Here is a 24,920-nt window from a genome sequence, read left to right as displayed (position 1 = left end):
AGTAAATACAAAGTAGGCAGCAACTCATTGTGATGGTTGTGAGGAATCGACCGTCTTTTCTCTAACAGTGAAAAAGAAAAAGACAAGCGCTTTGTTAGGCGTTTGTCTTTTTTGACGCATTTATTATTAATTAGCTAGTTTACGGGCAAGGCGTGCTTTGTCACGGCTTGCTTTATTTTTATGAATCAAGCCTTTTGACTTTGCCTTATCGATACTTGAAGAAGCAGCACGATAAAGCTCTTCAGTCGGATTAGCCTCAAACGCTTTGATAGCTGTACGCATAGCTGATTTTTGAGCTGTGTTTCTCTTATTTTGCTTCACATTAAGCTCGGCACGTTTGATAGCTGATTTGATGTTTGCCAATAGTTTCACCTCCAAATTAATCTAACTACACTATTATATAGAATTTCCTCGCATTTGGCAAGCTTTAATATTTTAAAACTTATCTGTGCACAGCAAAATGACAGTAACTCTGTCTCCTAAAATTATCCTTTATTTCTTGAGGTAAATTTCATCGATCATGTGGTCTGCCGCCTTATGCAAAATGAGTTCAGCGCGGTTGCGGGTCGGCTCGATATACTTTTCTAAGTTAACCAGATTGACTGTCTGCCAAATATTCTGGGCAAACTGCATAGCTTTTTCATGCGGCATAAGGGTGAAGCGGTGATAATAATTACCAGCATCATTTTTTGCCAGCTCCAGAAGACTAGCAAACCGTTCCAAATACCATTTTTCAATATTATGATTTTCGGCGTCAATATAAATGGAGAAGTCAAAATAGTCACTCATATAAAGCCGGTTGTTCTGCTGGTTCTGGAAAACATTAATTCCTTCAAGGATAAGAAAATCCGGACTTTGAATAACTTGTTTTTCATTTGGTACAATATCATAAATTTCATGGGAATAGACTGGAATTTGAGCTTCTGCCTTATTTTTGACTGTATCAAGAAAATTTAGCAGCAATTCCATGTCATAGGATTCTGGAAAACCTTTGCGGTCCAAAAGATTGCGCTCAGTCAGCCTGGCGTTAGGATAAAGAAAGCCATCGGTCGTTACCATTTCAACTTTGCTTGTCCTGAAAGTTCTGGAAAGGAGGAGCTGAAGCAGGCGGCTGGTTGTCGATTTTCCGACAGCAACAGAACCGGATATGCCTATAATAAAGGGCTTGCTGCTGACATCCTTTTTTAAAAAAATACTTTTGGAAAAGGAAAGATTTTCCTGTGCTCTCTTGTAAATTTGAATGAGACTGATTAAAGGCAGATAAACATCTATGACATCTTGGATACTGATATGGTCATTTAGACTTTTTATGGATTCTAGTTCTGCTTCTGTAAGCAGAGGTTTGGTTTTTTGATGCAGTTCCTGCCAGGATTGGCGGGAAATTTTTTCAAAATTAATAAATTCCCTAGTCATAATTGGCTCCTCATCTCTTTATAAGCCTTATTATAGCATTTTTAATTACTAATTGAAAACAGTTTCAAAGTATGCTAAAATAGGGAAGGATTACAAAAAAGGTAAGAGTACAGATGTATTATGCGGAAAAACCGACCAGTGCTCATGATATCCATGAGTTAAAAGTCAATTTACTGGGAGAAGACTTCTATTTTCTAACTGATGCCGGGGTGTTTTCTAAAAGGATGATTGATTATGGCAGTCAAGTGCTTCTAAATACCTTGGATCTGGAAGCTGGAAAAACACTTTTGGACATTGGCTGCGGCTACGGCCCCTTGGGGCTTGCCTTAGCAAAAGTTCAAGGGGTGAGAGCTACATTGGTTGATATCAATCTCCGCGCTCTTGCCTTAGCGCAGCAAAATGCTGATAAAAATGGCATCGATGCACATATTTTTCAGTCTGACCTATATGAAAAGATAGATTCATCTTTTGATTATATTATCAGCAATCCACCCATTCGAGCCGGAAAGAAGATTGTGCACTCAATTATTGAAGAAGGCAAGGAGCATTTAAACAGCAGCGGCCTTTTGACTATAGTGATTCAGAAAAAGCAGGGCGCCCCTAGTGCCAAAGTTAAAATGCAGGATGTTTTTGGCAACTGTGAGGTTTTAAAAAGAGATAAGGGCTACTATATTTTGCAGAGCGAGAAGATATGAGGGCAGTTGATTTAATTCAAAAAAAACGCGACAATCAGGTCTTAACAAGGCAGGAAATTGAATGGCTTATTTCCTCTTATGCAGCAGGAACCGTTCCTGATTATCAAATGTCTGCTTTTGCTATGGCTGTCTACTTCAGAGGGATGGACATGCAGGAAATCCGCGATTTGACCTTAGCTATGGTTGAAACAGGAGAGAGCATTGATTTGTCAGCAATCCCTGGGATTAAAGTAGATAAACATTCAACAGGCGGGGTCGGCGATAAGGTGACGCTTATCTTAGCCCCGCTGGTAGCCAGTTTTGGTGTACCTGTTGCTAAGATGAGCGGTCGCGGTTTGGGACATACGGGCGGTACCTTAGATAAACTGGAGGCAGTGAAAGGTTACCAAGTTGAACGTCCGCAAAAAGCGTTTATCAAACAGGTTCAAGAAATTGGTTTAGCTGTTATCGGCCAGTCTGAACGTCTCGTTAAGGCTGATAAGCTCTTGTACGCTTTGCGTGATGTGACTGCTACAGTTGATACGATTCCCCTCATCGCCAGCTCTGTTATGAGCAAAAAAATTGCGGCAGGAGCCGACAGTATTCTCCTCGATGTCACGGTTGGAAACGGTGCTTTCATGAAAACGGTCGCCGATGCAGAAAAATTGGCTGAGACGATGGTAACACTTGGAAAAGAAGTTGGCCGAAAAACAGTAGCTGTTGTTACAGATATGAGTCAGCCCTTAGGTCAGGCTGTTGGCAATCGTCTGGAAGTTCTGGAGGCGCTGCAGATCATGCAAGGTCAAGGTCGTGAGGATATCAGTCATTTTATTTGTGATTTAGCAAAGATAATGCTTAAGCTGGCGGGAGTTGAAGAATCTCTTGCTGTTATTCATCAGCATCTTGTCGGCGGCCGGGCTTTGAGGAAATTTGAAGAAATGATTGCAGCTCAGGGCGGTGATCTTAAGGACCTTTACCGGCCTGCAGACGCTAGATTTGTTACGGAGATTTTGGCAGAAGAATCGGGCTATATTGCAGAACTGCCAGCTTTGGAATTTGGGCTGTTTGCTATGAAACTAGGAGCAGGCCGAGCTGTTAAATCTGACTGTTTGGATTATGAAACCGGTCTGGTTTTTGAGAAAAAAGTAGGTGATGCTGTAAGAAAAGGAGAACGGGTGGCCTGCATTTATTCTCAAGAAGAGTTAGGGGAAAAAGAGCTTACAGAATTTCAAAAAAATGTTAAAATAATGAGAGAACGGCTGGTTCCCAAGGAAATTATTAAAATTATTTCTTAGAGAGGGCTATGATGAAACTCAATAAATATATCGATCATACGTTGTTAAAGGCAGAAAGCACTCAGGTGCAGATAGAACAGCTCCTTGATGAAGCTAAGCAGCATCATTTTGCCAGTGTTTGTGTTAATCCAACTTGGGTTGGCTTGGCTGCCGAAAGGCAGAAAGCTTCTGATGTTAAGGTTTGTACTGTTGTTGGCTTCCCGCTCGGGGCTAACACTTCAGCTGTTAAAGCTTTTGAAGCAAAAGAGGCAGTGGCAGCAGGTGCTGATGAAATTGACATGGTAATGAACATCGGTCTTTTAAAATCAGGCTGTTTTCAGGCGGTCGAAGAGGATATTGCAGCAGTTGTTGCCGCTAGCGGCGGGAAATTGGTAAAAGTCATCATCGAAACCTGCCTGCTCACTGAAGAAGAGAAAGTGAAAGCCTGTCAGCTCGCGGTGGCAGCAGGTGCTGATTTTGTAAAAACATCCACCGGTTTTTCAACTGGCGGAGCAACAGTAGCAGATGTTGCTTTGATGAGACAGACTGTCGGTGATAAAGCAGGTGTTAAAGCAGCAGGCGGAGCACGGTCTTACACAGATGCTCAAGCTTTCATTGAGGCAGGTGCTACGCGGATTGGAACCTCTTCAGGAGTCGCTATTCTGAAAGGAGAAAAAGTTGATGGCGGATACTGATTCCTTGGTGGCTCAGGCAATAGAAGCCAGTAAAAAAGCCTATGTTCCTTATTCGCATTTTCCTGTTGGTGCTGCGGTGAAAACAAAAGACGGCCGGATATTTACCGGCTGCAATATCGAAAATACAAGTTTCGGCTTAACTATCTGCGGTGAAAGAACTGCTATTTTTAAGGCTGTTTCTGCCGGCTGTACTGAATTGGCAGAAATTGCTGTTTACGGACAGACGAAAAAACCTGTTTCACCTTGCGGTGCTTGCCGCCAGGTAATGGCAGAATTTTTTGCGCCGTCTTCAAAGGTTACTTTAATTGCTGAAGATGGTCTGACGGTCGCGATGACGGTCGAGGATTTACTTCCTTATTCTTTTACAGATTTAACATAATCTGTTTTAACTTTCTCTGCTAGACTTTTGGGTCTAGCAATCATATGAGCACACAGTTGCTTAAAAGTTTTTAGGAGGGTTCATTTCTATGAACAAAAAAATTGTTGGACTTGGTTTGCTGGCGGTTGCTTCTTTAACACTTGCTGCATGTCAGCGCAGCTCATCCGGTGCATCATCTGATAGCGATACTAAGGTAGCTATCGTTACTGATACCGGCGGTGTAGATGATAAATCATTCAATCAGTCAGCCTGGGAAGGACTCCAAGAATGGGGCAAGGAGAACAAACTGGAAAAAGATAAGGCTTATACTTATTTCCAGTCTGACAGCGAAGCTGACTATGCAACGAATCTGGACTCTGCAGTTTCAAATGGCTACAATCTTATTTTTGGTATCGGCTATAAACTGCACTCCGCTGTTGAGAAAGCTGCACAGGAAAATGAAGATGTCAATTATGTTATCATTGATGATACCATCACAGATCAAGATAATGTGACCAGTGTGCTTTTTGCAGACAATGAGGGAGCCTATTTGGCCGGTATTGCGGCTGCTATGCAGTCTAAAACAGGCAAGGTTGGTTTTATAGGCGGAATTGAATCGGATACTATCACCCGTTTTGAGACTGGCTTCAAAGAAGGTGTTGCTTCAGTTGATGATTCTATCGAAGTTCAGGTTAAGTATGTTGGTTCTTACTCAGATTCTGCTAATGCCAAAACAATTGCTGCTACCATGTATACAAACGGTGCTGATGTTATCTATCATGCAGCTGGCGGTGCTGGTACAGGCGTTTTCTCGGAAGCAAAAGAAATCAATGAAAAACTGCCTGCTGACAGCGAAGAAAAAGTTTGGGTTATCGGGGTTGACCGCGATCAGAGCAACGAAGGGAACTATACTTCTTCCGATAATCAAAAGTCTAACTTTATTTTGACATCAACAATTAAAGAAGTTGGTACAGTCGTTAAAAACATCTCAAATGCTCAGCTTGATGGTGATAAATTTGAGGGCGGCAAGATTACAACCTACGGACTTTCAGACGGCGGTGTAGATATTGTCACAGATAACCTTTCAGATGAAATCAAATCAGCTGTTGAAGAAGCCAAGCAGCAAATTATTGACGGAAAAATTACTGTTGCCGATGGTGTTGATAACTAATTTAAGTTATCTTTGAGAAAGCGACCCTGAAGCGGTCGCTTTTTTCAGGGCTGAATTCCTTCAGCAGCCACAGCGGTTTAAGCTATAAAAATAGGAAAAGGGGAGTATACATGGCAAATGAAAATGTCATTGAAATGCGGAATATCACTAAACAGTTTGGAGATTTCCTGGCAAATGACCATGTTAACTTGGAAGTCAGACACGGTGAAATTCATGCCCTTCTTGGTGAAAACGGTGCGGGGAAATCAACGCTAATGAATATGCTGGCTGGCTTGTTAGAGCCGACAATGGGTGACATTCTTGTAAACGGCCAGCCCGCTCAATTGGATTCACCTGCAAAAGCCAATAAAATGGGGATCGGCATGGTTCACCAGCATTTTATGCTGGTGGAGGCCTTTACAGTTGCAGAAAATATTATCTTGGGTAATGAAATGACCAAGAGAGCAGGTGTGCTTGATTTAAAAAACGCGGCAAAAGAGATACAGGCATTGTCTGAGCGATATGGCTTAGCTGTTGATCCCTACGCAAAAGTGGCGGATATCACAGTAGGAGCCCAGCAGCGTGTTGAAATCCTTAAAACTCTTTATCGCGGCGCCGATATTCTGATTTTTGATGAACCGACAGCTGTCCTGACACCTGCTGAAATCACTGAGCTGCTAGAGATTATGCGCAATTTGGTTAAAGAAGGAAAGTCGATTATTCTGATTACCCATAAGCTTGAGGAAATTCGGGCGGTGGCTGACCGAGTAACAGTAATCCGCCGCGGAAAATCTATTGCGACAGTACCGATTGCGGGAACTACAAGCAAAGAGTTAGCTGAAATGATGGTCGGCAGAGAAGTATCCTTCAAAACAGAGAAACAAGTTGCCCGACCTCAGGAAACAGTTTTAGAGATCGAAGGTTTATTTGTAGATGAAAATCGTGGCATTCCAGCAGTCAAAGGGCTGTCTCTTGCTGTTCGAGCAGGCGAAATTGTCGGCATTGCAGGAATTGACGGCAACGGCCAAAGTGAGCTGATCCAAGCTGTTGCCGGTCTGCGCAAAGTTAAATCCGGCTCCATTAAAATCAAGGGGACTGAAATAACTCACTTGACGCCGCGGAAAATCACAGAAATGCAGGTTGGCCATATTCCTGAGGACCGGCACCGAGATGGTATGGTTCTGGAAATGACTTTAGCTGAAAACATGGCCCTTCAGACTTATTACAAAGAACCTCTCAGTAAGCATGGGGTGTTAGATTATAATAATATCAACCAACATACCCAGCAGCTGATGGCTGAATTTGATGTTCGGGCAGCCAGTGAAACAGTTGCTGCCGGATCACTGTCTGGCGGCAATCAGCAAAAAGCTGTCATCGCACGTGAAATCGACCGCAACCCGGATTTGCTGCTCGTCAGCCAGCCAACACGAGGTTTGGATGTAGGCGCTATAGAATATATTCGCAAACGTCTGGTTGCTGAGCGTGACAAGGGAAAAGCAGTGCTTGTTGTCAGCTTTGAATTGGATGAAATTTTAGATATTTCAGATCGAATTGCTGTTATTCATGATGGAGTTATTCAGGGAATATTAGATCCTGCAAAAACTGATAAACAAGAGCTTGGTATCTTAATGGCTGGTGGAAAGTTAGACAAGGAGGCAGTTAATGTCTAAGAATATGCAAAATTGGGCAGTTCCTCTGCTTGCAGTTCTTTTAGGAATGTTGCTGGGAGCTGTTATTATGGTTATCTTTGGCTATAATCCTATTTGGGGCTATAATGACCTTCTCTATACTGCCTTTGGTTCTCTCAAAAATTGGGGAGAGATTTTCCGGGCGATGGGGCCTTTGATTTTAATTGCTCTGGGCTTTTCGGTTTCTTCAAAAGCAGGTTTCTTCAATGTCGGTCTGCCAGGACAGGCTCTAATCGGCTGGGTTATGGCTGTTTGGTTCGCTCTTTCTTTTCCCGACTTACCTAAAGTTATTTCGGTGATCTGCACAGTTTCAATCGGTCTTATAGCCGGCGGCCTTGCTGGTGCTGTTCCAGGCATTTTGCGTGCTTACTTAGGAACAAGTGAAGTGATTGTGACTATCATGATGAACTATATCATCCTATACTCAACCGATGCTTTAGTCCGCAACGGTATTTCTGACACGGTCATGCGTACATCTGATGCCAGCAACAAAGTATCAGCCAGTGCTTCTTACCAAACGCAGTGGCTGTCTGAACTAACAAACCATTCGCGTATGAATATCGGTATTTTCTTTGCCCTTATTGCAGTGGTACTTGTTTGGTTTATGATGAAAAAAACAACAATGGGATATGAAATTACAGCGGTCGGCTTGAATTCCCACGCAGCTGAATATGCAGGCATGTCTTCTAAGCGTGTCATAGTCACTTCTATGATCATTTCAGGAGCGCTTGCCGGATTAGGCGGAACTGTGGAAGGCTTGGGAACATTTGAAAATGTTTATGTACAAAGCAGTTCTTTAAGTATCGGCTGGGACGGCATGGCTGTAGCCCTGCTGGCAGCTAACAATGCGCTGGGAATTCCCTTTGCAGCTTTCCTCTACGGTGTTCTTGCTATCGGCAAAACGGGTATGTTAGGAATTCCTTCGGAAATTATTGATGTTGTTTCTGCTTTAATTATTTTCTTTGTTGGAGCTAATTACATGATTCGCCGCTGCCTGCAGCCGCGTAGCAAAAAAGTCATTCCAGCAGCAGAAGGAGGCAAATAAGATGAATCTTGTTACTGTTTTAACCTTATTAGTGTCCTCAATGCTAATCTATGCGGCACCGTTGATTTTCACAAGTATCGGCGGAACTTTTTCTGAACGTTCCGGTACTGTAAACGTTGGTCTCGAAGGTATCATGGTTATAGGAGCTTTTTCAGGGGTTGTCTTTAACCTGCATTTTGCTGATATGTTTGGCAGAGCGATGCCGTGGATTGCAGCACTTGCTGCTGGTCTTATAGGTTTGCTTTATTCTCTTATCCATGCTGTAGCAACTGTCAATTTCAGGGCTGATCATGTTGTTTCCGGGACTGTCCTAAACCTTATCGCCCCTTCTCTGGCAGTATTCCTTTGCCGGGTAATGTATGATGGCAAAGGGCAGACAGATACCATTTCAAAATCATTTGGTCGTTTTTCCTTCCCGATTTTGAAGGACATTCCTGTCATAGGCCGAATTTTCTTTAACAACACCTCGCTGGCGGGTTATGTAGCTATTTTAGTCGCCTTTATTTCCTGGTTCATCATTTTTAAAACCCGTTTTGGCCTTCGTCTCCGTTCTGTCGGAGAACATCCGCAGGCTGCAGATACATTGGGAATCAATGTCTATTTACTGCGGTATGCCGGCATCATGATTTCAGGTTTTTTTGGGGGCATTGGCGGTGCCATATATGCGCAGTCCATCTCTAACAATTTCTCTATCACCACAATTGCCGGCCCTGGTTTTATTGCTTTAGCAGCCATGATCTTTGGCCGCTGGAATCCAATTGGAGCCATGCTGTCAAGCCTCTTTTTCGGCTTATCACAGTCATTGGCTATTGTGGGCAGTTCGATCCCTTTTCTGTCCTCGATTCCATCAGTTTATCTGCAAATAGCGCCTTATGTGTTAACTATCGTTGTTCTGGCCGCTTTCTTTGGTCAGGCAGTAGCACCAAAAGCTGATGGTGTTAATTACATTAAGTCAAAATAAAGCAGCCAGCTGCTGAATCACTCTACTAAACCAAAAAGAGAGCGGGATAAAAATCGGTCAATTGTTATAAAATGACGATTTTGTCGTCCCACCTCCGCATAAGTTGATTAGGAAGTTCTTATCTCTTGCGCAACAAAAGTAAAACAAGGCAGGGACTGCTCTGCACCCCGGAAGTTAGACACAAAATCTAGCGATTGGGACGCAGAGCAGTCCCTGCCCCTTTTTATACAGCATCCAATTTCTTAATTAAAGAAAGATAGGGCAGCTGAACAAAAAACGGTGGCTCCTTGCCTTTCGCGTTTTTTCACACAAAGGGCTGTTTTTTCTGTATGAGCATATTATTTGAAAGCGTTTTAGTGGTATGCTATAGTTATAAAGAAGGGAAACCTGAAATATTTTTTTGAAAAGAGGATGCTTGAATGAGTAAAATTGTTGTTGTGGGAACAAACCATGCTGGGACAATGGCTATTAAGACCATGCTGAACAATTACGGAGATAAAAATGAGGTCGTCACTTTCGATCAAAATTCAAACATTTCTTTCTTAGGCTGCGGTATGGCGCTCTGGATTGGCGAACAGATTGACGGTCCGGAAGGACTCTTTTATTCTGATAAAGAGCAGTTAGAAGCTATGGGAGCCAAGGTTTACATGAATTCCCCTGTTCTCAAAATTGATTACGATAAAAAAGAAGTTAAGGCTCTGGTCGATGGCAAAGAACACATCGAATCTTATGATAAATTAATTTTAGCAACCGGTTCTCAGCCAATCATTCCTCCGGTTAAAGGAGTAGAGCTTCAGGAGGGGTCCCGCGAGTTTAAAGCAACTTTAGAAAATCTGCAATTTGTCAAATTATATCAAAACGCAGAAGAAGTGATTGAAAAATTGCATAATCCTGATATTAGACGTGTTGCTGTTGTTGGAGCAGGCTATATCGGTGTAGAACTTGCAGAAGCGTTTCAGCGCAAGGGAAAAGAGGTTGTCCTTGTTGATATAGCTGACACCTGCATGGGCGGTTACTATGACCGTGAATTTACTGACTTAATGAGCCGTAATCTGGAAGAAAACGGCATTCAGCTTGCTTTTGGTCAGGCCGTTCAAGCTGTTGAAGGCCAAGGAAAAGTCGAACGTCTGGTGACAGATAAAGAAACATTTGATGTTGATATGGTGCTTATGGCTGTTGGTTTTCGGCCTAACACGGCTCTTGGAGATGGCAGATTAGAAACTTTCCGCAATGGAGCCTGGGTTGTTAATAAGAAACAGGAAACCAGCATGAAAGATGTTTATGCAATTGGTGACTGTGCAACGGTTTATGATAACGCACGTGATGACAACAATTACATTGCTTTAGCCTCTAATGCTGTACGGACAGGTATTGTGGCAGCTCATAATGCCTGCGGATATGACGTTGAAAGTGCTGGCGTTCAAGGGTCAAACGGTATTTCTATCTTTGGACTCAACATGGTTTCAACCGGTTTGACGCTGGAAAAGGCTAAGCAGGCAGGATTTGATGCAGTAGAAACCAGCTATAAAGATTTGCAGAAACCTGGTTTTATTAAGCATAATAACTATGAGGTAACCATCAAGATTGTTTATGATAAAAACAGCCGCCTTATTTTAGGCTGTCAGATGGTTTCGAGAGAAGATATCTCAATGGGTATCCATATGTTCTCTTTAGCTATTCAGGAGAAAGTAACCATTGATAAACTGGCTTTGCTGGACCTTTTCTTCCTGCCTCACTTTAACCAGCCATATAACTACATCACAATGGCAGCTCTTGCAGCTGGGAATTTAGCTCAGTAGCCGGAAAAAACTATTTAAAGCAGCTTTGTTAATAAATAAAACGCCAGCTTCCTAGATGAAAAGAAAAGTCTCTCCTAACATTATGATAAAATGCCGGGAGAGACTTTTTTCTATTTTTCTAACAAACAAAAGAGGGAAGGCATTCCCTCTTTTTACTGATGGATTAATTTTTAGCAGCTGCAGCAAATTCTTCATTAGAAAATGCTTCGTCGATAATTTCTTTGAGCTGTTTAGCAGAAGCCTGCATTTTTTGCAATTCAGCATCATTCAAAGGGATGTTTACCGGACGAACAATACCGTGTGCTCCGACAATCGCCGGCTGACCGATAAAGACATCTTCGACCCCTTCATACTGTCCGTTTTGGAAGACAGAGAGCGGCAGTACGGCATTTTCATCATCAAGAATCGCTTTTGTAATACGGGCAAGAGCGACGGCGATACCATAGAAAGTAGCCCCTTTCTTGTTAATGATAGAATAAGCGGCATCGCGGACTGAAATAAAGAGATCCACAAGACCTTGTTCATCGACATCACGATTATCCTGCAACCATTGTTCTAATTTTACCCCAGCGACATTGGCATGCGACCAGACAGCAAATTCTGAATCTCCATGTTCTCCCATGATATAAGCATGGACTGAACGGGCATCAATTCCAATCTTAGCAGCCAGTGCCTGACGGAAACGGGCAGTATCAAGCGAAGTCCCTGAACCAATAACCCGTTCTTTAGGAAAACCTGAAAATTTCCAAGTTGAATAGGTCAAAATATCAACTGGGTTTGCTGCAACAAGGAAAATACCGTTGAAGCCAGATTCAACAACCTGAGTAACGATTGATTTATTGATGGCCAAATTTTTACCGACAAGATCCAAGCGTGTTTCGCCTGGTTTTTGGGGAGCACCAGCGGTGATAACAACAACATCAGCGTCAGCACAGTCTGAATACTGAGCTGCATAGATTTTTTTAGGTGAAGTGAAGGCAAGCGCATGACTGAGATCGAGCGCATCACCGACAGCCTTTTCGTGAAGCTGCGGAATTTCAATAATACCGAGTTCTTGTGCAATACCTTGATTAACCAGTGCGAAAGCATAAGATGAACCTACAGCGCCATCACCGACAAGGATAACTTTTTTGTGTTGTTTAGTTGCAGTCATTTCTAAACATCTCCTTAATTTTTTTAGGACTTTTGCCTATACACTTATATTCTAACATGTTAAGACTATTATGTCACGGCCTAAATCTTGAAAATCATGAAAGCGGCTGATGTGTATAGTGATTTAGAAGGAGAATTTATGAATATGAAAATAGCCTTTTCAGTATTTCATCAGTCTGTCCAGCCGTCTGAAAATGGGCTTAACAGAGCAGATTGACGGAATCCGGCAGCGTTTTTTTGCTTGGTATCTCTATCGTATCATTTTAAGGAATGAACTTAGTCTAAGAACTGTCCAGATTTACGCAAATTATGGTATAATAGAATAGAGTTTTATACTAGAAAAGGGGCATTTATCAATGCAGGATAAAAATTTAGTCGATGTTAATCTGACAAGTGAAATGAAAACAAGTTTCATTGATTATGCGATGAGTGTTATTGTTGCTCGTGCGCTTCCAGATGTCAGAGATGGTTTAAAACCAGTACATCGCCGCATTCTATATGGTATGAACGAGCTTGGTGTAACACCTGACAAACCCCATAAAAAATCAGCCCGTATTACAGGGGATGTCATGGGTAAATACCACCCGCATGGAGACTCATCCATTTATGAAGCTATGGTGCGGATGGCTCAGTGGTGGTCCTATCGGCATATGCTGGTAGACGGCCATGGAAACTTTGGCTCTATGGACGGAGACGGGGCTGCTGCTCAGCGTTATACTGAAGCGCGAATGAGCAAAATTGCTTTGGAAATGCTTCGTGACATTAATAAAAATACGGTTGATTTCCAAGATAACTATGATGGCAGCGAAAGGGAACCGCTGGCCTTACCTGCCCGCTTTCCAAATCTTCTGGTAAATGGCGCAACTGGGATTGCCGTAGGTATGGCAACCAATATTCCGCCGCATAATCTCGGTGAAGCCATCGATGCAGTTAAATTAGTAATGGATAAACCAGAAGCAACGACACGTGAATTGATGGAAGTCATTCCGGGTCCGGATTTTCCAACCGGAGCTCTGGTTATGGGAAAGTCTGGAATTCATAAGGCTTATGATACAGGCAAGGGATCTATTGTGCTTCGCTCCCGAACAGAAATTGAAACAAGCAAAAGCGGCCGTGAACGGATTGTTGTCACCGAATTTCCTTACGGCGTTAATAAGACAAAAGTCCATGAGCATATCGTCCGTTTGGCTCAGGAAAAGCGAGTGGAAGGTATTACAGCAGTGCGCGATGAATCGAGCCGTGAAGGGGTTCGTTTTATCATAGAAGTCCGCCGCGATGCTTCGGCCAATGTTATCTTGAATAATCTTTTTAAGCTGACCAGCCTGCAGACTAACTTCAGTTTTAATATGCTGGCTATTGAAAACGGCGTTCCTAAAATTCTTTCTTTGCGGCAGATTATTGATAACTATATCGCCCACCAGAAAGAAGTTATTGTCCGCCGGACGGAATTCGATAAAGAAAAGGCAGAAAGCAGAGCTCATATTTTAGAGGGGCTGCTTGTCGCCCTTGATCATTTGGATGAAGTGATCAGGATTATCCGTAACAGCGAGACCGACTTGATTGCACAGGCAGAGCTGATGAGCCGGTTTAAATTGTCCGAACGTCAAAGTCAGGCGATCCTTGATATGCGTCTGCGCCGACTGACCGGTTTAGAACGGGATAAGATTCAGTCTGAGTATGATGAGTTATTAGCGCTGATTGCTGATTTAGCAGATATTCTGGCGAAACCGGAGCGTGTGATTGCCATTATCAAAGAAGAACTTGATGATATCAAACGTAAGTATGCTGATGAACGGCGAACAGAACTGATGGTTGGAGAAGTCCTGTCGCTTGAAGATGAAGACCTGATTGAAGAAGAGGATGTGCTGATTACTCTCTCTAACAAAGGTTACATTAAGCGTTTGGCTCAGGGCGAATTTAGAGCACAAAAACGCGGTGGCCGCGGTGTGCAGGGGACAGGTGTCAATGAAGATGATTTTGTCTCTGAACTTGTTTCAACAAGTACGCATGATACATTACTCTTCTTTACCAACTTCGGCCGTGTTTACCGTCTGAAGGCCTATGAGGTTCCGGAATACGGAAGAACAGCTAAAGGGCTGCCGATTGTCAATCTTTTGAAACTGGATGAGAATGAAACGATTCAAACGATTATCAACGCCCGACATGAGGAAGTTCAAGGCAAGTATTTCTTCTTTACAACAAGACAGGGAGTTGTCAAACGGACCAGTGTTTCGGAATTCAGCCATATTCGGCAGAATGGGCTCAAAGCCCTCAAATTAAGAGAACAGGATGAGTTAATCAATGTTATTCTGACTGAAGGACAGGATGATATCATTATCGGAACCCGAACAGGCTACTCTGTCCGTTTCAACGAAAGTGCTGTCCGTATCATGGGGCGTTCTGCCAGCGGTGTACGCGGTGTTAATTTGCGCAGCGGTGATAAAGTTGTAGGTGCTTCTCGTATAACTGATGAACAAGAAGTACTCATCGTCACTGAAAAAGGCTACGGCAAACGGACAGCTGCCGGCGAATACCCAACTAAAGGCCGCGGCGGTAAGGGTATTAAAACGGCTAATATTACCGATAAGAATGGTCCTCTTGCCAGACTGGCAACCGTCAGCGGCAATGAAGATCTGATGCTCATCACTGATACAGGTGTGCTTATTCGGACAAATGTTGCCAACATTTCGCAGACTGGCCGGGCGACTTTGGGTGTTAAAGTGATGAAGCTTGCTAAAGAGGCTAAAATTGTTACCTTCGCTCTGGTTGAGCCTGAGGCGAACGAGACAGAAGACTGATAAGATAATTGAGGAAAAATGAAAAAAAGATCGACACGCAACACTAAGAGGGGAAAGCTAAAAAATTTCCTGCGCTGGTTTATTTTTAGCCTTTTGCTTATTATTGGTTTGGCTTTAATTTTTAACAAGTCAATTCGCAATACGCTGATTGCTTGGAATTCAAATAAATACCAGGTGACTAATGTTTCCAGAAAGACCCTTCAGGAAAATGCGAAGAAAAAGGCTAGTTATGATTTTGAAGCAGTAGAGTCTATCAGTACAGAGGCGATACTGGAAGCGCAGATAGCAGCTCAAAAACTACCGGTTATCGGAGGCATAGCTATTCCTGAGGTCGGTATTAATTTACCTATTTTTAAGGGCTTAGGCAACACCGAACTGATGTATGGTGCTGGAACGATGAAAGAGGATCAGCTGATGGGCGGTGAAAACAACTATGCTCTGGCCAGCCATCATGTCTTTGGTATAAATGGTTCATCGCAAATGCTTTTTTCGCCTTTGACAAAAGCGAAAGATGGAATGAAAATTTATTTAACCGATAAGGAGATGATCTATACCTACATCATCGATCGGGTTGAATCAGTCAGCCCCGATCATATCGAAGTTCTCAATGACAGTCCCGGAACCAGCGAAGTGACCTTGGTAACCTGTACGGATGCAGAAGCTACCAATCGGATTATTGTTCATGGAACGCTAGAAACATCTGTTTCCTTTAAGCAAGCTTCCGCTGAAATAAAACAAGCTTTTAATACTTCTTACAACCAAATATCGCTTTAAAAAACCGATACAGCCTAATCCTAAGATCTTACTGAAAATGGGTGTAGGACTTTAGGGACAGACTGGAAGTGTTAGCTTGAAGCTGTTAGTATCTGAAAGATGTATAACTTGTGTTAAAGGAAGAGAAGCAGAACAAGTCAAACGAAGTTAACGTTTTTGTCTGCTTCTTTTTTTATAACTGATAAAACAAAATAAATGGAGAAGCGCTATGAAACTTGATTCTATCCACCATATTGCTTTAATCGTTTCTGATTATGATAAATCTCGTGAATTCTATGTTGACAAACTGGGTTTTTCCATTATAAGAGAAAATCACCGGCCGGAGCGGCATGACTACAAATTAGATTTAAAGTGCGGTGATATTGAACTGGAAATTTTTGGCAACAAATTAACTGATCCTGCTTATTCAGCACCGCCAGCCCGCATCGGTCTGCCGGATTGGCCGCGTGAGGCATGCGGTCTGCGCCATCTTGCCTTCTATGCTGAAAACGTAGAAGAAGTTAAAGCTGAGTTAGAAAATCTGGGGATTTTTGTTGAACCTATTCGTTATGATGATTATACCGGCAAAAAGATGACTTTCTTTTTTGACCCAGATGGTCTGCCTTTGGAACTGCATGAATAAAACAGGGCTGGCCAATGTTTTTAAAAGCCAGAAACGGCTGAAAGTGGTATAATAAAGTCTCATTATCCAGTAAATTAAGAAAGGACAATTATGCGTATTAAAAAAATTTTTTTAAGCTTAGGTCTTGCTTTTTTGCTTTGCCTTACAGCTGCGAAAGTACAAGCGGCTGATTCCGATATTCAGAAGGTGATTGATGAAACCTATGTCCAGCCGGACTATGTTCTCGGTTATTCTTTGTCCAGTGATCAGCGTGACCAAACCCTTGCTCTGCTCGGATATGACAGTGCGACAGATACTGAGGTGAAGACACTGACAACGTCTGCCTATGCTAAGATTATGAATGTTGCTGACGATTCAAGTCTTCAGTTGTATTCATCGGTAAAAATCCAAAAATTAGGTTCATCAGAAACCCTGTCTGTCCGTATCGTAACCCCAGAAAACATAACCAAAGTCACGGAGGATATGTACCGCAACGCAGCGGTTACCTTGGGAATTGAACATGCTGAAATTACTGTTGCTGCCCCTATCGCTGTAACAGGTGAGAGTGCCTTGGCAGGAATCTATTACTCTCTCGAAGAAAACGGTGCTGACGTATCTGATGAGAGCAAGGAGCTGGCTCAGGAGGAGCTGAACGCTCTTTCTGATATCAATGCAGAGAATGAGGGTAAAGACGGCTACGATGCTGATAAACTAAATGTAGCCCTTGCGGATATCAAGACTGCTGTTGCTGACAGCGGATCTGATTTGACCAAAGATGATGTCAGGAAGATTGTGGAAGATACGCTTGACAATTACGGCTTGACCTCATCTATGACGAATGAACAGATTACTCTGATTGTCAATTTCGCTTTTAATTTATCCAATGCTAAAATTATCAACAACAGCAGTTTTAAAGCAGCCTTGAACTCACTTAAAGACAGTATTGTTAATAATGCGGGTTCAACTTTTGACAATATCAACCTCAATTTTGATGCCAGCAGTGCCATTGAATCAGGCAAAGGCTTCTTTGCTAATATTTGGCAGCAAATCGTCAATTTCTTCCAGCAGTTTATAGGGTAACCCCCAAAAATTAGAAACAGCCATAAAATAACCGCTCCCCTTAAAGCAAACAGTGAAAAAATTTCACCAGAGCAATAAGGGGAGTTTTGATATGAGGAAAACGATTAGTTTAACATCGTCAAAATTAGGAGAAGGCGCAGTATACCATTTAAATTAAAAATACGGAAGCTTATTTTTCTTATCATACCGGTTATTATTATTTTCGCTATGATAAAATCACAGATTGATTCGCATAGGTCAAAAGATGGAACTTATTATCTGGTGGATGAAGACCTATCCACTATGACAGCTTCATTAGATAAAACCCCTTGGATAATAATAGATGGAAACCAGCTCATTATAAATGAAGATGGGATGGAAAACAGTTATGTTTATGATGCAGATAAGAAAGTGTTCGAAAAAAATAGCCAGACTTATTTTTGCTTATTTAGCGAAGATACACTTACGATTGGAACAGGTGATAATGATTCAGCAGGGTTGACAACGTATGTCAGTCCCAAAAGCAGCATGTATTCAGGTTATGAAGATGGGACAGTAAAGATTTCTAAATGACCGTATCTATTATTTATCAAGTATTTCAATACTATCAAAAAAGTGTGTTAGAGATTCGAATACCAGAATAAAAAATAGTTTTAGCATGTTGACAAAGTGCTTTGAAAAGCTTAAAATAAAGACTATGTTTCAGAATAATCTGAAAATTTACGTTTTTCAGATTAGACGAAACATTTTGAAAACAGCCCTGCTTAATCCCTAGGTACTTTGCAGGTGGTCTTGTTTTCATTTCAATGTTTTTATTTAAGGCATTTGGGCTAAAATCCTGATAAGGGAGGCTGGGTTCCTTCGGTTTATTCGGATTTTCAGCGCTATTTTAATATAAGGAGTTTTTTATGACTGAGCACACTGAAGAACATTCAACCTGGAAAAGCAAGTTTCGTGCTGTGGGACCGGGAATTTTGCTGGCCTCTGCGGCTGTCGGCGGTTCACATATTGTATCTTCGACGCAGGCTGGTGCCATTTACGGCTGGCAGCTTGCGATTATTATCCTTTTGATTAATTTGTTTAAATATCCTTTTTTCCGTTTCGGCAGTCAATATACCCTGCAGAATAATAAAAGTCTAATTGAAGGCTATAATGAAAAAGGAAAAGTTTACCTTTGGGTTTTCTTTATCATGAATATTTTCTCTGCTCTGGTTAACACAGCAGCAGTAGGTATTTTAGCAGCCGCTATCCTCTTTAATATTTTTCCTGATGGCTTTGGTCTCTCTATCGGACAGCTGACAACTATCATCATTGTTATTATTTGGGCTATGCTCTTAATCGGCGGTTATCGATTCCTTGATAGCCTTGCTAAATGGGTAATGACAGCCTTGACCATCGCAACAGTAATTGCTGTTGTTATTGCACTGTTTAACCATCGTGAATATGCACCGGGGTTTGTAGCACCGTCCCCTTGGCAAATGGCTGCTTTGCCCTTCATCGTATCTCTGATGGGCTGGATGCCGGCACCGATTGAAATTTCAGCTATTAATTCAATGTGGTCTGCCGAAAAACGCAAGACGGTAAAAATATCGTATCTTGACGGTATTTTTGACTTTAATGTCGGCTACATCGGAACAGCTGTTCTTGCTTTTATTTTCTTAGCACTAGGAGCACTTATCCAATTTGGATCAGGAGAAGAAGTACAAAGCGCCAGTGCCGAATATATTGCGCAGTTTGTCAATATGTATGCCGCTGTTCTGGGCGACTGGTCACGTTTTTTGATTACTTTCATTGCTTTTCTTTGCATTTTTGGTACGGTCATTACAGTTATTGATGGCTATTCGCGTGCTAATAATGAATCGCTCCGGCTGCTGCTGAATCAAAAAGAAGCTTCACAAAAGGCACTTTATGTTTGGATGACCTTAACTGCAATTATTGGTATTATTATTGTTTATTTATTCGCCGGCAATGTTGCAACCATGCTCCGCTTTGCTATGATCGCTTCTTTCTTAACCACACCGATCTTTGCTTATCTCAATTACTCATTGGTCAATAATAAAGAGCACGAGATTAAGGGCTGGCTTAAGGTTTTGTCCATCGCCGGTTTGATTTATCTCTTTGGCTTTGCCCTTTTCTTCCTTTATGCTATTGCAACGGGCAGGGTTTAGATAAAAAATGAAAGCGGGACAAAAATCGGGAATTGTCACAACATGATGATTTCGATTTTGCCGCCCGCCTCCGCACAGCTGATTAGGGAGGCCGCTATCTCTGCACAACATGGGATAAAAACGTTCAATCAGCCACTGCATCAAACCCGGTTGTTTAAAAAATAAAATGAGGCTGAGATCGCCTCATTTTTTTGTATTGATTATTCCCACTCGACAGTTGCCGGTGGCTTGCTGGTGATGTCATAAACGACACGATTGACATGATTAACTTCATTGACAATACGGACTGATATTTTTTGCAGAACTTCCCACGGCAGTTTGGCGAAGTCAGCAGTCATACCGTCAACAGATGTAATCGCTCGAATAGCGATAGTGTAATCATAGGTGCGGCTGTCTCCCATAACACCAACAGACTGAACGCCGGTATTCACTGTAAAATACTGCCAGACATCACGTTCCAAGCCTGCAGCAGCAATTTCTTCACGCAGGATGGCATCTGACTCGCGGACAGTTTCTAATTTTACAGCGGTAACTTCCCCAATGATTCGAATAGCTAAACCCGGTCCTGGGAAAGGCTGGCGCCAAACAATTTCATCAGGCATTCCGAGAGCAGTGCCAAGAGCACGGACCTCGTCTTTGAAAAGCGTATTGAGGGGTTCAATTAAGTCAAACTGCATATCTTCGGGCAGCCCACCAACATTGTGGTGTGATTTTATGGTCTGAGCGGTGTCTGTACCTGATTCGATAACATCAGTATAGAGCGTCCCTTGTGCCAGAAAACGTACATCTTTCAGCTTACTGGCTTCATCATCAAAAACATAAACGAATTCATTACCGATAATTTTGCGCTTTTGTTCAGGATCAGAAATGCCAGTTAAAAGATTTAGAAAGCGTTCAGCAGCATCTGCCCGAATAATATTGAGGCCGAATTTGCCGCCAAGCATATTCATAACCCGATCGCCTTCATTTTTGCGCAGCAGACCATGATCGACGAAGATGCAGGTCAGCTGATCACCGATCGCTTTTTGCAGGAGCACTCCAACGACTGATGAATCAACACCGCCGGAAAGCCCCAGCAAAACTTTTTGGCTGCCGACCTGTTCACGAATGCGGCTGATTTCCATGTCGATAAAATTTGCCATGGACCAGTCTGCCTTTGCCTGACAAATCTTAAGGGCGAAATTCTTTAAAATATCATTGCCGTATTCAGAATGCCGGACCTCAGGGTGAAACTGGATGCCATAGATATGTTTATCTGTATTTTCGATAGCAGCATAAGGGCAGTCGTTCGATTCACCGATTAAGTCAAATCCCGGCGGAAGCTCTGTAACAGCATCGCCGTGGCTCATAAGAACAGTCTGTTCCTGAGGTGTATCAGCGAACAGCTGCGATTCTTTTCTTACATGCAGTCTTGACTGTCCGTATTCTCTGCTGCCTGTCAAGCCCGCAGGGACAACTTTTCCTCCGAGCTGTTCAGTCAAAAGCTGCATACCATAGCAGATGCCCAGAATAGGGATTCCCAGTTCAAAAATAGCAGTATCAATACCAAAAGCATCATCAGCATAAACAGAGTTCGGCCCTCCGGAAAGAATAATTCCAATTGGATTAAGCGCTTTTACTTCATCGGCTGTGATCTTGTGGCTTTTTAGCTCAGAAAAAACGCCTAATTCACGAACTCGCCGGGCGATAAGCTGATTATACTGGCTGCCGTAGTCAAGCACAATAATTTTTTCAATATCATTGAGTACACTCGAATTATCAGTCATTGTTTTCCTTTCTTTTTCACATCAGTCTGAGACTGGCAGTATCCACTTTATTGTAGCATAAAATGCTTTGTTTGGCATTAAGGCTTTCGGACTTTTTGCTTTCAAACAGTCAGATAAACAGAAATTTTTAGTTTTTTTGGGCAAATCTTTTTGGCAAACAGCAGGCAAGTATGATAAAATAAAATACTGTAGTATTAAATATTGGGGTGAGTATGGACAGAAGACAGCGGAAAAAGAAGGGTCTGTTTCGAAAGCGTGAGTTAATTTCATTGGGGATTCTTTTGATATCAGTTTTAACTTTATTTGCAGTAACAGGAAGCTTCTCTGTGCTTTATGTGATGTTTTTCAAGGAAAGAAATCAGTCTGTTTTTCAGCAGGGGCAGGAAATCCAGATTTCTTCAACTGCTGACAAAACAAGCAAAGGCCAAGATTTAGCGCATTATCATAACTGGGTAGGGAATATCAAAAAAATTCATTCAAAAGAGGATGATGAAAAAAATGTTACTTATACCTATCAAGTGACTTTCAAGGATGGTTCCAATCTGGAAGGGGTCAGTGAAGAGAGTCTGGTGGAAGTCGCAGATCCTAATTATGACAAGGGGGATCTTGTTCAGATTGCTAATGAAGCTGGGAGTGATTTGGATGGTGAAAATCTAGCAGCCTATAAGGGGCAGGCAGCAACAATCAATAATGTCGCCCCCAATTATTCAAACGAAGAAGGCGGCTACAAATACGATGTTACTCTGGACAGCGGAGAAACATTAAGCAATGTTCCTGAATCGGCTCTAGGTGATGTGTATTGGGTGCCTCTGGATTCTGCTAATACAGCCGCAGAGAATAATGAAATACTGCGGGAGGCCTTTGCTTATGCGGCTGAAACTCCGGGAACAGTTCTCAGCTTACCGAGCGGAGAATTCTTAATCGGCAGCGACACCCCTCAGCAAGATTACATCACTCTGTCTTCCGATACCGTCCTTAGGGGGAGCAATACTCGCCTAAAAGTGCAGGGGACAGCTTATTGGTTCGGCTTTGCGACTGGAACAGGGGCTGCTGACGGTGTTAGAAATTTTACTATGTCCGGAATTGAGTTTAGAGCTGATAATCTTGAAACTGGTGCTCATTTCATGATTATGGCAGATCACGGTGATAATTGGAATATAAATAACAATACCTTTACCATGGTCCACAAAAAAAGCAGTCATATCTTCGATTTAGGCGGTCTACAGAATTCCGTTTTTGACAGCAACCGCTTTATTGGCTATGCTCCGGAACTGACTTCGGTAACTGGTATTCCTAGTGAAGCAGATGCGCACGATTATTATGCGGAGGCTATTCAGTTCGATGCTGCAGATAATAAAGGGACTTGGGATGGTGGTCTAATTCAAAATCTCGACCCTAACTACAGCAGCTTTAACCAAATCAAACATCTTTGCGACAACATTACCGTTACTAATAATTCTTTTCTTCCTTATACAGATGAGACGGGCAATCTTGTAGCCTACGGAGCGACAATCGGCCAGCACTCGTCTGATACCGGTCTGATTGTCGTAGCTTACAATACGTTCACTTCCAGTATTGTTAATCGCTATAAAGAAAGCCAGACTGATAGGAATTTCAACCCTATTCATTTTTCAGACAATTCAAATGAAGCTGTTTCCAACAATGTTATTAATTAAAGACCGAAGAAACATCTCTTCGGCCTTCTTTTTTATAAGATATACAAAGCATGTTTGCGCATGGCTTTTAATGCATAGTGTTTCTCGAAAAATCCGTTAAGCACCTTTGGAAGATGTCTTAAAGAAAATATGATAGAATGAAATATAAAGTATTCTCAAGAGAGGTTAATTAATGATTCCGGCTTATATCAAGATTCATGATACCATAAAAAAAGATATTGATGATGGTGTTTGGAAAATTGGGGAGCGTCTGCCCAGCGAAAGAGACTTGGCAGATGATTTTCAAGTCAGCAGGATGACGCTGCGTCAAGCAATAACCCTGCTTGTTGACGAGGGGCTTTTGGAGCGCCGAATCGGCAGCGGAACCTATATTGCCAGCCACCGTGTTCAGGAAAAAATGCGCGGGACGACCAGTTTTACTGAAATTGTCCGTTCACAAGGGAAAACCCCATCGAGTCGACTGATTTCATATCAAAAACAATTGGCTACAGAAACGGAAATTCAGCAGCTTCAGCTGAACCCCTCTGACTTTGTTATCCGCATGGAACGTGTTCGATTTGCAGATAAAGTTCCCTTGGTTTTCGAAGTAGCGGCTATTCCGGAAAAATTAATACGCCACTTTGAACGTACAGCCATAACGGAACATTTTTTCCAGACTTTGCAGAACTATGGCTATGAAATCGGGAAAAGTCAGCAAACCATCTATGCCAAAAACGCCAGTGAACGTGTGGCCAATTACCTTGGTATTGTAAAAGGACACGCTATTTTAGCTTTAACTCAGGTCTCTTATTTTACTGACGGAACACCATTTGAATTTGTGCGCAGTGAATATGTTGGCGACAGGTTTGAATTCTACTTAGAGAATAATTAATGCAGCCACAGAAAGTCCATAAAAAGAGGGACCTGTTTTTCCCAGTCAGCTTCGCGGTGCTGACCGCCCTCTTGACAATAAAGATACGCCGCAGCCTGTCTGTCTGAAAAATAAGCAGCAACCTGTTTGTTAGCTTTAGCTGTTGAAGTTTGCCATATATCGTCGGCATCTTTAGGACTTTCTTCAGTACCCCAGGAGAGAAAGATACGCGTATTGCTATCAATAGCAGAGCGAGCTAAATCATCTGTGATCTGAGGCAGGCAAAGCTGGATAGCTGATGAGACGCAGGCTGCTTTAGAAAAGATATGGTTATAGGCGCCTGCAGCATACAGAGCCATTAAGCCTCCCATAGAAGATCCAGCAATACCTGTTGCTTCGCGAAAAGGATAAGTCGTATAAGTGGTATCGATGAAGGGTTTAACTTTCTGCACAAGCCATTCCATCGTTTGCTGCCCAATCCCTGTAAAATGACCGAAATAAGGAGATGTGACATCATAAGGACAATATTCCGATAAACGTTCATTGCCTTCGTGACCGCATTCCAGGCCGACAATAATCATCGGTTTGCTAAAAGACTGCATAAATTCGGAAAGCCCCCAAGATTTCCCGTAGGTAGCAGCCTGATCAAAGAAAAGATTCTGCCCATCAAAAAAATACATCACTGGATAAGGCTGATTATTTTCATAATAATCATCTGGCAGATAGATATGGAGCCGGCGTTTTTTGCCAACTTCCGCAAAAAGTAAATCATGGTTATGAATCATAAGCAAACCTTTCTAATCTGTATTTTGCTCTATATCTCTATTATATCGTATCGGAAAGGAAAAGTCTTTTTGACAATTGGAACAGCTTCGGAAGAATTTTTCAGTCTGGTTTGCCGCGCCCCTTCCAATTGTATTGACAGGGGATCCTGCCTGCGAAATCACAGATTTCGGACTTACTGCCATTTTCCGTTTGCGTTTTAAGGGGCTTTTATCTTAAAGGAAATATGGAAATTA

Annotated in this window: 22 protein-coding genes; 17 read left to right on the top strand and 5 right to left on the bottom strand. The window is 42.3% G+C overall.

What is annotated here, in order from left to right; all coding sequences use genetic code 11:
* Positions 1-126: 126 nt before the first annotated feature.
* Both rpsT and coaA read right to left on the bottom strand, forming a co-directional pair.
* Positions 127-378 carry a 30S ribosomal protein S20 gene (rpsT, locus tag DDV21_RS06340; protein WP_116877099.1) on the bottom strand — a complete coding sequence of 84 codons (252 nt, stop codon included), beginning with the start codon at positions 376-378 and terminating at the stop codon, positions 127-129.
* Positions 379-492: 114 nt separating this feature from the next.
* Positions 493-1,413 (bottom strand): type I pantothenate kinase, encoded by a 921-nt coding sequence (gene coaA / locus DDV21_RS06335; RefSeq protein WP_116877100.1) that lies wholly within the window; start codon positions 1,411-1,413, stop codon positions 493-495.
* 113 nt (positions 1,414-1,526) lie between these two features.
* Between coaA and DDV21_RS06330 the strand changes: the two genes are divergently transcribed.
* The 9 genes from DDV21_RS06330 to nox all read left to right on the top strand — a co-directional run bounded on the left by DDV21_RS06330 (position 1,527) and on the right by nox (position 11,057).
* Positions 1,527-2,108: a class I SAM-dependent methyltransferase gene (locus DDV21_RS06330; protein WP_116877101.1), complete on the top strand. Its 582-nt coding sequence runs from the start codon at positions 1,527-1,529 to the stop codon at positions 2,106-2,108.
* Positions 2,105-3,382: a pyrimidine-nucleoside phosphorylase gene (locus DDV21_RS06325; protein WP_116877102.1), complete on the top strand. Its 1,278-nt coding sequence runs from the start codon at positions 2,105-2,107 to the stop codon at positions 3,380-3,382. Before DDV21_RS06330 ends, DDV21_RS06325 begins: the two co-directional genes overlap by 4 nt.
* A gap of 11 nt (positions 3,383-3,393) precedes the next feature.
* Complete coding sequence (gene deoC, locus DDV21_RS06320) at positions 3,394-4,056, top strand: deoxyribose-phosphate aldolase (protein WP_116877103.1); 663 nt, start codon at positions 3,394-3,396, stop codon at positions 4,054-4,056.
* On the top strand, positions 4,043-4,435 hold the full coding sequence (locus DDV21_RS06315; protein WP_116877104.1) for a cytidine deaminase: 393 nt from the start codon (positions 4,043-4,045) through the stop codon (positions 4,433-4,435). Before deoC ends, DDV21_RS06315 begins: the two co-directional genes overlap by 14 nt.
* A gap of 88 nt (positions 4,436-4,523) precedes the next feature.
* Positions 4,524-5,585, top strand: coding sequence for a BMP family lipoprotein (locus DDV21_RS06310; RefSeq protein WP_116877105.1), 1,062 nt, complete (start codon positions 4,524-4,526; stop codon positions 5,583-5,585).
* A 110-nt stretch (positions 5,586-5,695) separates the two neighbouring features.
* Positions 5,696-7,234 (top strand): ABC transporter ATP-binding protein, encoded by a 1,539-nt coding sequence (locus DDV21_RS06305; protein ID WP_116877106.1) that lies wholly within the window; start codon positions 5,696-5,698, stop codon positions 7,232-7,234.
* Positions 7,227-8,297 carry an ABC transporter permease gene (locus DDV21_RS06300; protein ID WP_116877107.1) on the top strand — a complete coding sequence of 357 codons (1,071 nt, stop codon included), beginning with the start codon at positions 7,227-7,229 and terminating at the stop codon, positions 8,295-8,297. Before DDV21_RS06305 ends, DDV21_RS06300 begins: the two co-directional genes overlap by 8 nt.
* Before the next feature lies 1 nt (position 8,298).
* Positions 8,299-9,258 (top strand): ABC transporter permease, encoded by a 960-nt coding sequence (locus tag DDV21_RS06295; protein WP_116877108.1) that lies wholly within the window; start codon positions 8,299-8,301, stop codon positions 9,256-9,258.
* Between the two features lie 419 nt (positions 9,259-9,677).
* Complete coding sequence (nox, locus tag DDV21_RS06290) at positions 9,678-11,057, top strand: H2O-forming NADH oxidase (RefSeq protein ID WP_116877109.1); 1,380 nt, start codon at positions 9,678-9,680, stop codon at positions 11,055-11,057.
* A gap of 163 nt (positions 11,058-11,220) precedes the next feature.
* Here nox and DDV21_RS06285 read toward each other — a convergent pair whose 3' ends face one another.
* A complete protein-coding gene (locus DDV21_RS06285) occupies positions 11,221-12,210 on the bottom strand; it encodes an L-lactate dehydrogenase (RefSeq protein WP_116877110.1) in 990 nt (329 codons plus the stop codon).
* 355 nt (positions 12,211-12,565) lie between these two features.
* Here DDV21_RS06285 and gyrA point away from each other — a divergent pair, with 355 nt between their 5' ends.
* The 6 genes from gyrA (at position 12,566) to DDV21_RS06255 (ending at position 19,609) form a co-directional block, all read left to right on the top strand.
* A complete protein-coding gene (gene gyrA / locus DDV21_RS06280; RefSeq protein WP_116877111.1) occupies positions 12,566-15,007 on the top strand; it encodes a DNA gyrase subunit A in 2,442 nt (813 codons plus the stop codon).
* 18 nt (positions 15,008-15,025) lie between these two features.
* Positions 15,026-15,781: a class A sortase gene (locus DDV21_RS06275; protein ID WP_116877112.1), complete on the top strand. Its 756-nt coding sequence runs from the start codon at positions 15,026-15,028 to the stop codon at positions 15,779-15,781.
* Positions 15,782-15,989: 208 nt separating this feature from the next.
* Positions 15,990-16,403 (top strand): SMU1112c/YaeR family gloxylase I-like metalloprotein, encoded by a 414-nt coding sequence (gene gloA2, locus DDV21_RS06270; RefSeq protein WP_116877113.1) that lies wholly within the window; start codon positions 15,990-15,992, stop codon positions 16,401-16,403.
* Between the two features lie 90 nt (positions 16,404-16,493).
* Positions 16,494-17,462, top strand: a complete 969-nt coding sequence (locus DDV21_RS06265; RefSeq protein WP_116877114.1) for a DUF1002 domain-containing protein — start codon at positions 16,494-16,496, stop codon at positions 17,460-17,462.
* Positions 17,463-17,816: 354 nt separating this feature from the next.
* Entirely contained in the window at positions 17,817-18,014 is a 198-nt protein-coding gene (locus tag DDV21_RS11840) for a hypothetical protein (protein WP_181963479.1), read from the top strand.
* 335 nt (positions 18,015-18,349) lie between these two features.
* The gene (locus DDV21_RS06255; protein WP_116877115.1) at positions 18,350-19,609 is read left to right on the top strand and encodes an NRAMP family divalent metal transporter; all 1,260 of its coding nucleotides are present in this window, start codon (positions 18,350-18,352) and stop codon (positions 19,607-19,609) included.
* A gap of 200 nt (positions 19,610-19,809) precedes the next feature.
* Here the strand turns inward: DDV21_RS06255 and guaA are convergent, their stop codons facing one another.
* A complete protein-coding gene (gene guaA / locus DDV21_RS06250; protein ID WP_116877116.1) occupies positions 19,810-21,375 on the bottom strand; it encodes a glutamine-hydrolyzing GMP synthase in 1,566 nt (521 codons plus the stop codon).
* Between the two features lie 212 nt (positions 21,376-21,587).
* Between guaA and DDV21_RS06245 the strand changes: the two genes are divergently transcribed.
* Positions 21,588-23,051 carry an HlyD family secretion protein gene (locus DDV21_RS06245; RefSeq protein WP_116877117.1) on the top strand — a complete coding sequence of 488 codons (1,464 nt, stop codon included), beginning with the start codon at positions 21,588-21,590 and terminating at the stop codon, positions 23,049-23,051.
* A gap of 172 nt (positions 23,052-23,223) precedes the next feature.
* On the top strand, positions 23,224-23,922 hold the full coding sequence (locus tag DDV21_RS06240; RefSeq protein ID WP_116877118.1) for a GntR family transcriptional regulator: 699 nt from the start codon (positions 23,224-23,226) through the stop codon (positions 23,920-23,922).
* On the opposite strand, the gene DDV21_RS06235 is transcribed toward DDV21_RS06240, so the two are convergent.
* Positions 23,919-24,686 (bottom strand): alpha/beta hydrolase, encoded by a 768-nt coding sequence (locus DDV21_RS06235; RefSeq protein WP_116877119.1) that lies wholly within the window; start codon positions 24,684-24,686, stop codon positions 23,919-23,921. The genes DDV21_RS06240 and DDV21_RS06235 overlap by 4 nt on opposite strands.
* Between the last annotated feature and the right edge of the window lie 234 nt (positions 24,687-24,920).

The organism is Streptococcus chenjunshii (assembly GCF_003086355.1).
In the GTDB taxonomy this organism is placed as follows: Bacteria; Bacillota; Bacilli; order Lactobacillales; family Streptococcaceae; genus Streptococcus; species Streptococcus chenjunshii.
This window is presented reverse-complemented; position numbering and strand designations above follow the sequence as displayed.

What these genes read in the sequence shown, in the direction of transcription:
- coaA (WP_116877100.1), bottom strand. Translation starts at nt 1,413, where the DNA reads ATGACTAGGGAATTTATTAATTTTGAAAAAATTTCCCGCCAATCCTGG.
- DDV21_RS06330 (WP_116877101.1), top strand. Translation starts at nt 1,527, where the DNA reads ATGTATTATGCGGAAAAACCGACCAGTGCTCATGATATCCATGAGTTA.
- DDV21_RS06325 (WP_116877102.1), top strand. Translation starts at nt 2,105, where the DNA reads ATGAGGGCAGTTGATTTAATTCAAAAAAAACGCGACAATCAGGTCTTA.
- deoC (WP_116877103.1), top strand. Translation starts at nt 3,394, where the DNA reads ATGAAACTCAATAAATATATCGATCATACGTTGTTAAAGGCAGAAAGC.
- DDV21_RS06315 (WP_116877104.1), top strand. Translation starts at nt 4,043, where the DNA reads ATGGCGGATACTGATTCCTTGGTGGCTCAGGCAATAGAAGCCAGTAAA.
- DDV21_RS06310 (WP_116877105.1), top strand. Translation starts at nt 4,524, where the DNA reads ATGAACAAAAAAATTGTTGGACTTGGTTTGCTGGCGGTTGCTTCTTTA.
- DDV21_RS06305 (WP_116877106.1), top strand. Translation starts at nt 5,696, where the DNA reads ATGGCAAATGAAAATGTCATTGAAATGCGGAATATCACTAAACAGTTT.
- DDV21_RS06300 (WP_116877107.1), top strand. Translation starts at nt 7,227, where the DNA reads ATGTCTAAGAATATGCAAAATTGGGCAGTTCCTCTGCTTGCAGTTCTT.
- DDV21_RS06295 (WP_116877108.1), top strand. Translation starts at nt 8,299, where the DNA reads ATGAATCTTGTTACTGTTTTAACCTTATTAGTGTCCTCAATGCTAATC.
- nox (WP_116877109.1), top strand. Translation starts at nt 9,678, where the DNA reads ATGAGTAAAATTGTTGTTGTGGGAACAAACCATGCTGGGACAATGGCT.
- DDV21_RS06285 (WP_116877110.1), bottom strand. Translation starts at nt 12,210, where the DNA reads ATGACTGCAACTAAACAACACAAAAAAGTTATCCTTGTCGGTGATGGC.
- gyrA (WP_116877111.1), top strand. Translation starts at nt 12,566, where the DNA reads ATGCAGGATAAAAATTTAGTCGATGTTAATCTGACAAGTGAAATGAAA.
- DDV21_RS06275 (WP_116877112.1), top strand. Translation starts at nt 15,026, where the DNA reads ATGAAAAAAAGATCGACACGCAACACTAAGAGGGGAAAGCTAAAAAAT.
- gloA2 (WP_116877113.1), top strand. Translation starts at nt 15,990, where the DNA reads ATGAAACTTGATTCTATCCACCATATTGCTTTAATCGTTTCTGATTAT.
- DDV21_RS06265 (WP_116877114.1), top strand. Translation starts at nt 16,494, where the DNA reads ATGCGTATTAAAAAAATTTTTTTAAGCTTAGGTCTTGCTTTTTTGCTT.
- DDV21_RS11840 (WP_181963479.1), top strand. Translation starts at nt 17,817, where the DNA reads ATGGAAAACAGTTATGTTTATGATGCAGATAAGAAAGTGTTCGAAAAA.
- DDV21_RS06255 (WP_116877115.1), top strand. Translation starts at nt 18,350, where the DNA reads ATGACTGAGCACACTGAAGAACATTCAACCTGGAAAAGCAAGTTTCGT.
- guaA (WP_116877116.1), bottom strand. Translation starts at nt 21,375, where the DNA reads ATGACTGATAATTCGAGTGTACTCAATGATATTGAAAAAATTATTGTG.
- DDV21_RS06245 (WP_116877117.1), top strand. Translation starts at nt 21,588, where the DNA reads ATGGACAGAAGACAGCGGAAAAAGAAGGGTCTGTTTCGAAAGCGTGAG.
- DDV21_RS06240 (WP_116877118.1), top strand. Translation starts at nt 23,224, where the DNA reads ATGATTCCGGCTTATATCAAGATTCATGATACCATAAAAAAAGATATT.
- DDV21_RS06235 (WP_116877119.1), bottom strand. Translation starts at nt 24,686, where the DNA reads ATGATTCATAACCATGATTTACTTTTTGCGGAAGTTGGCAAAAAACGC.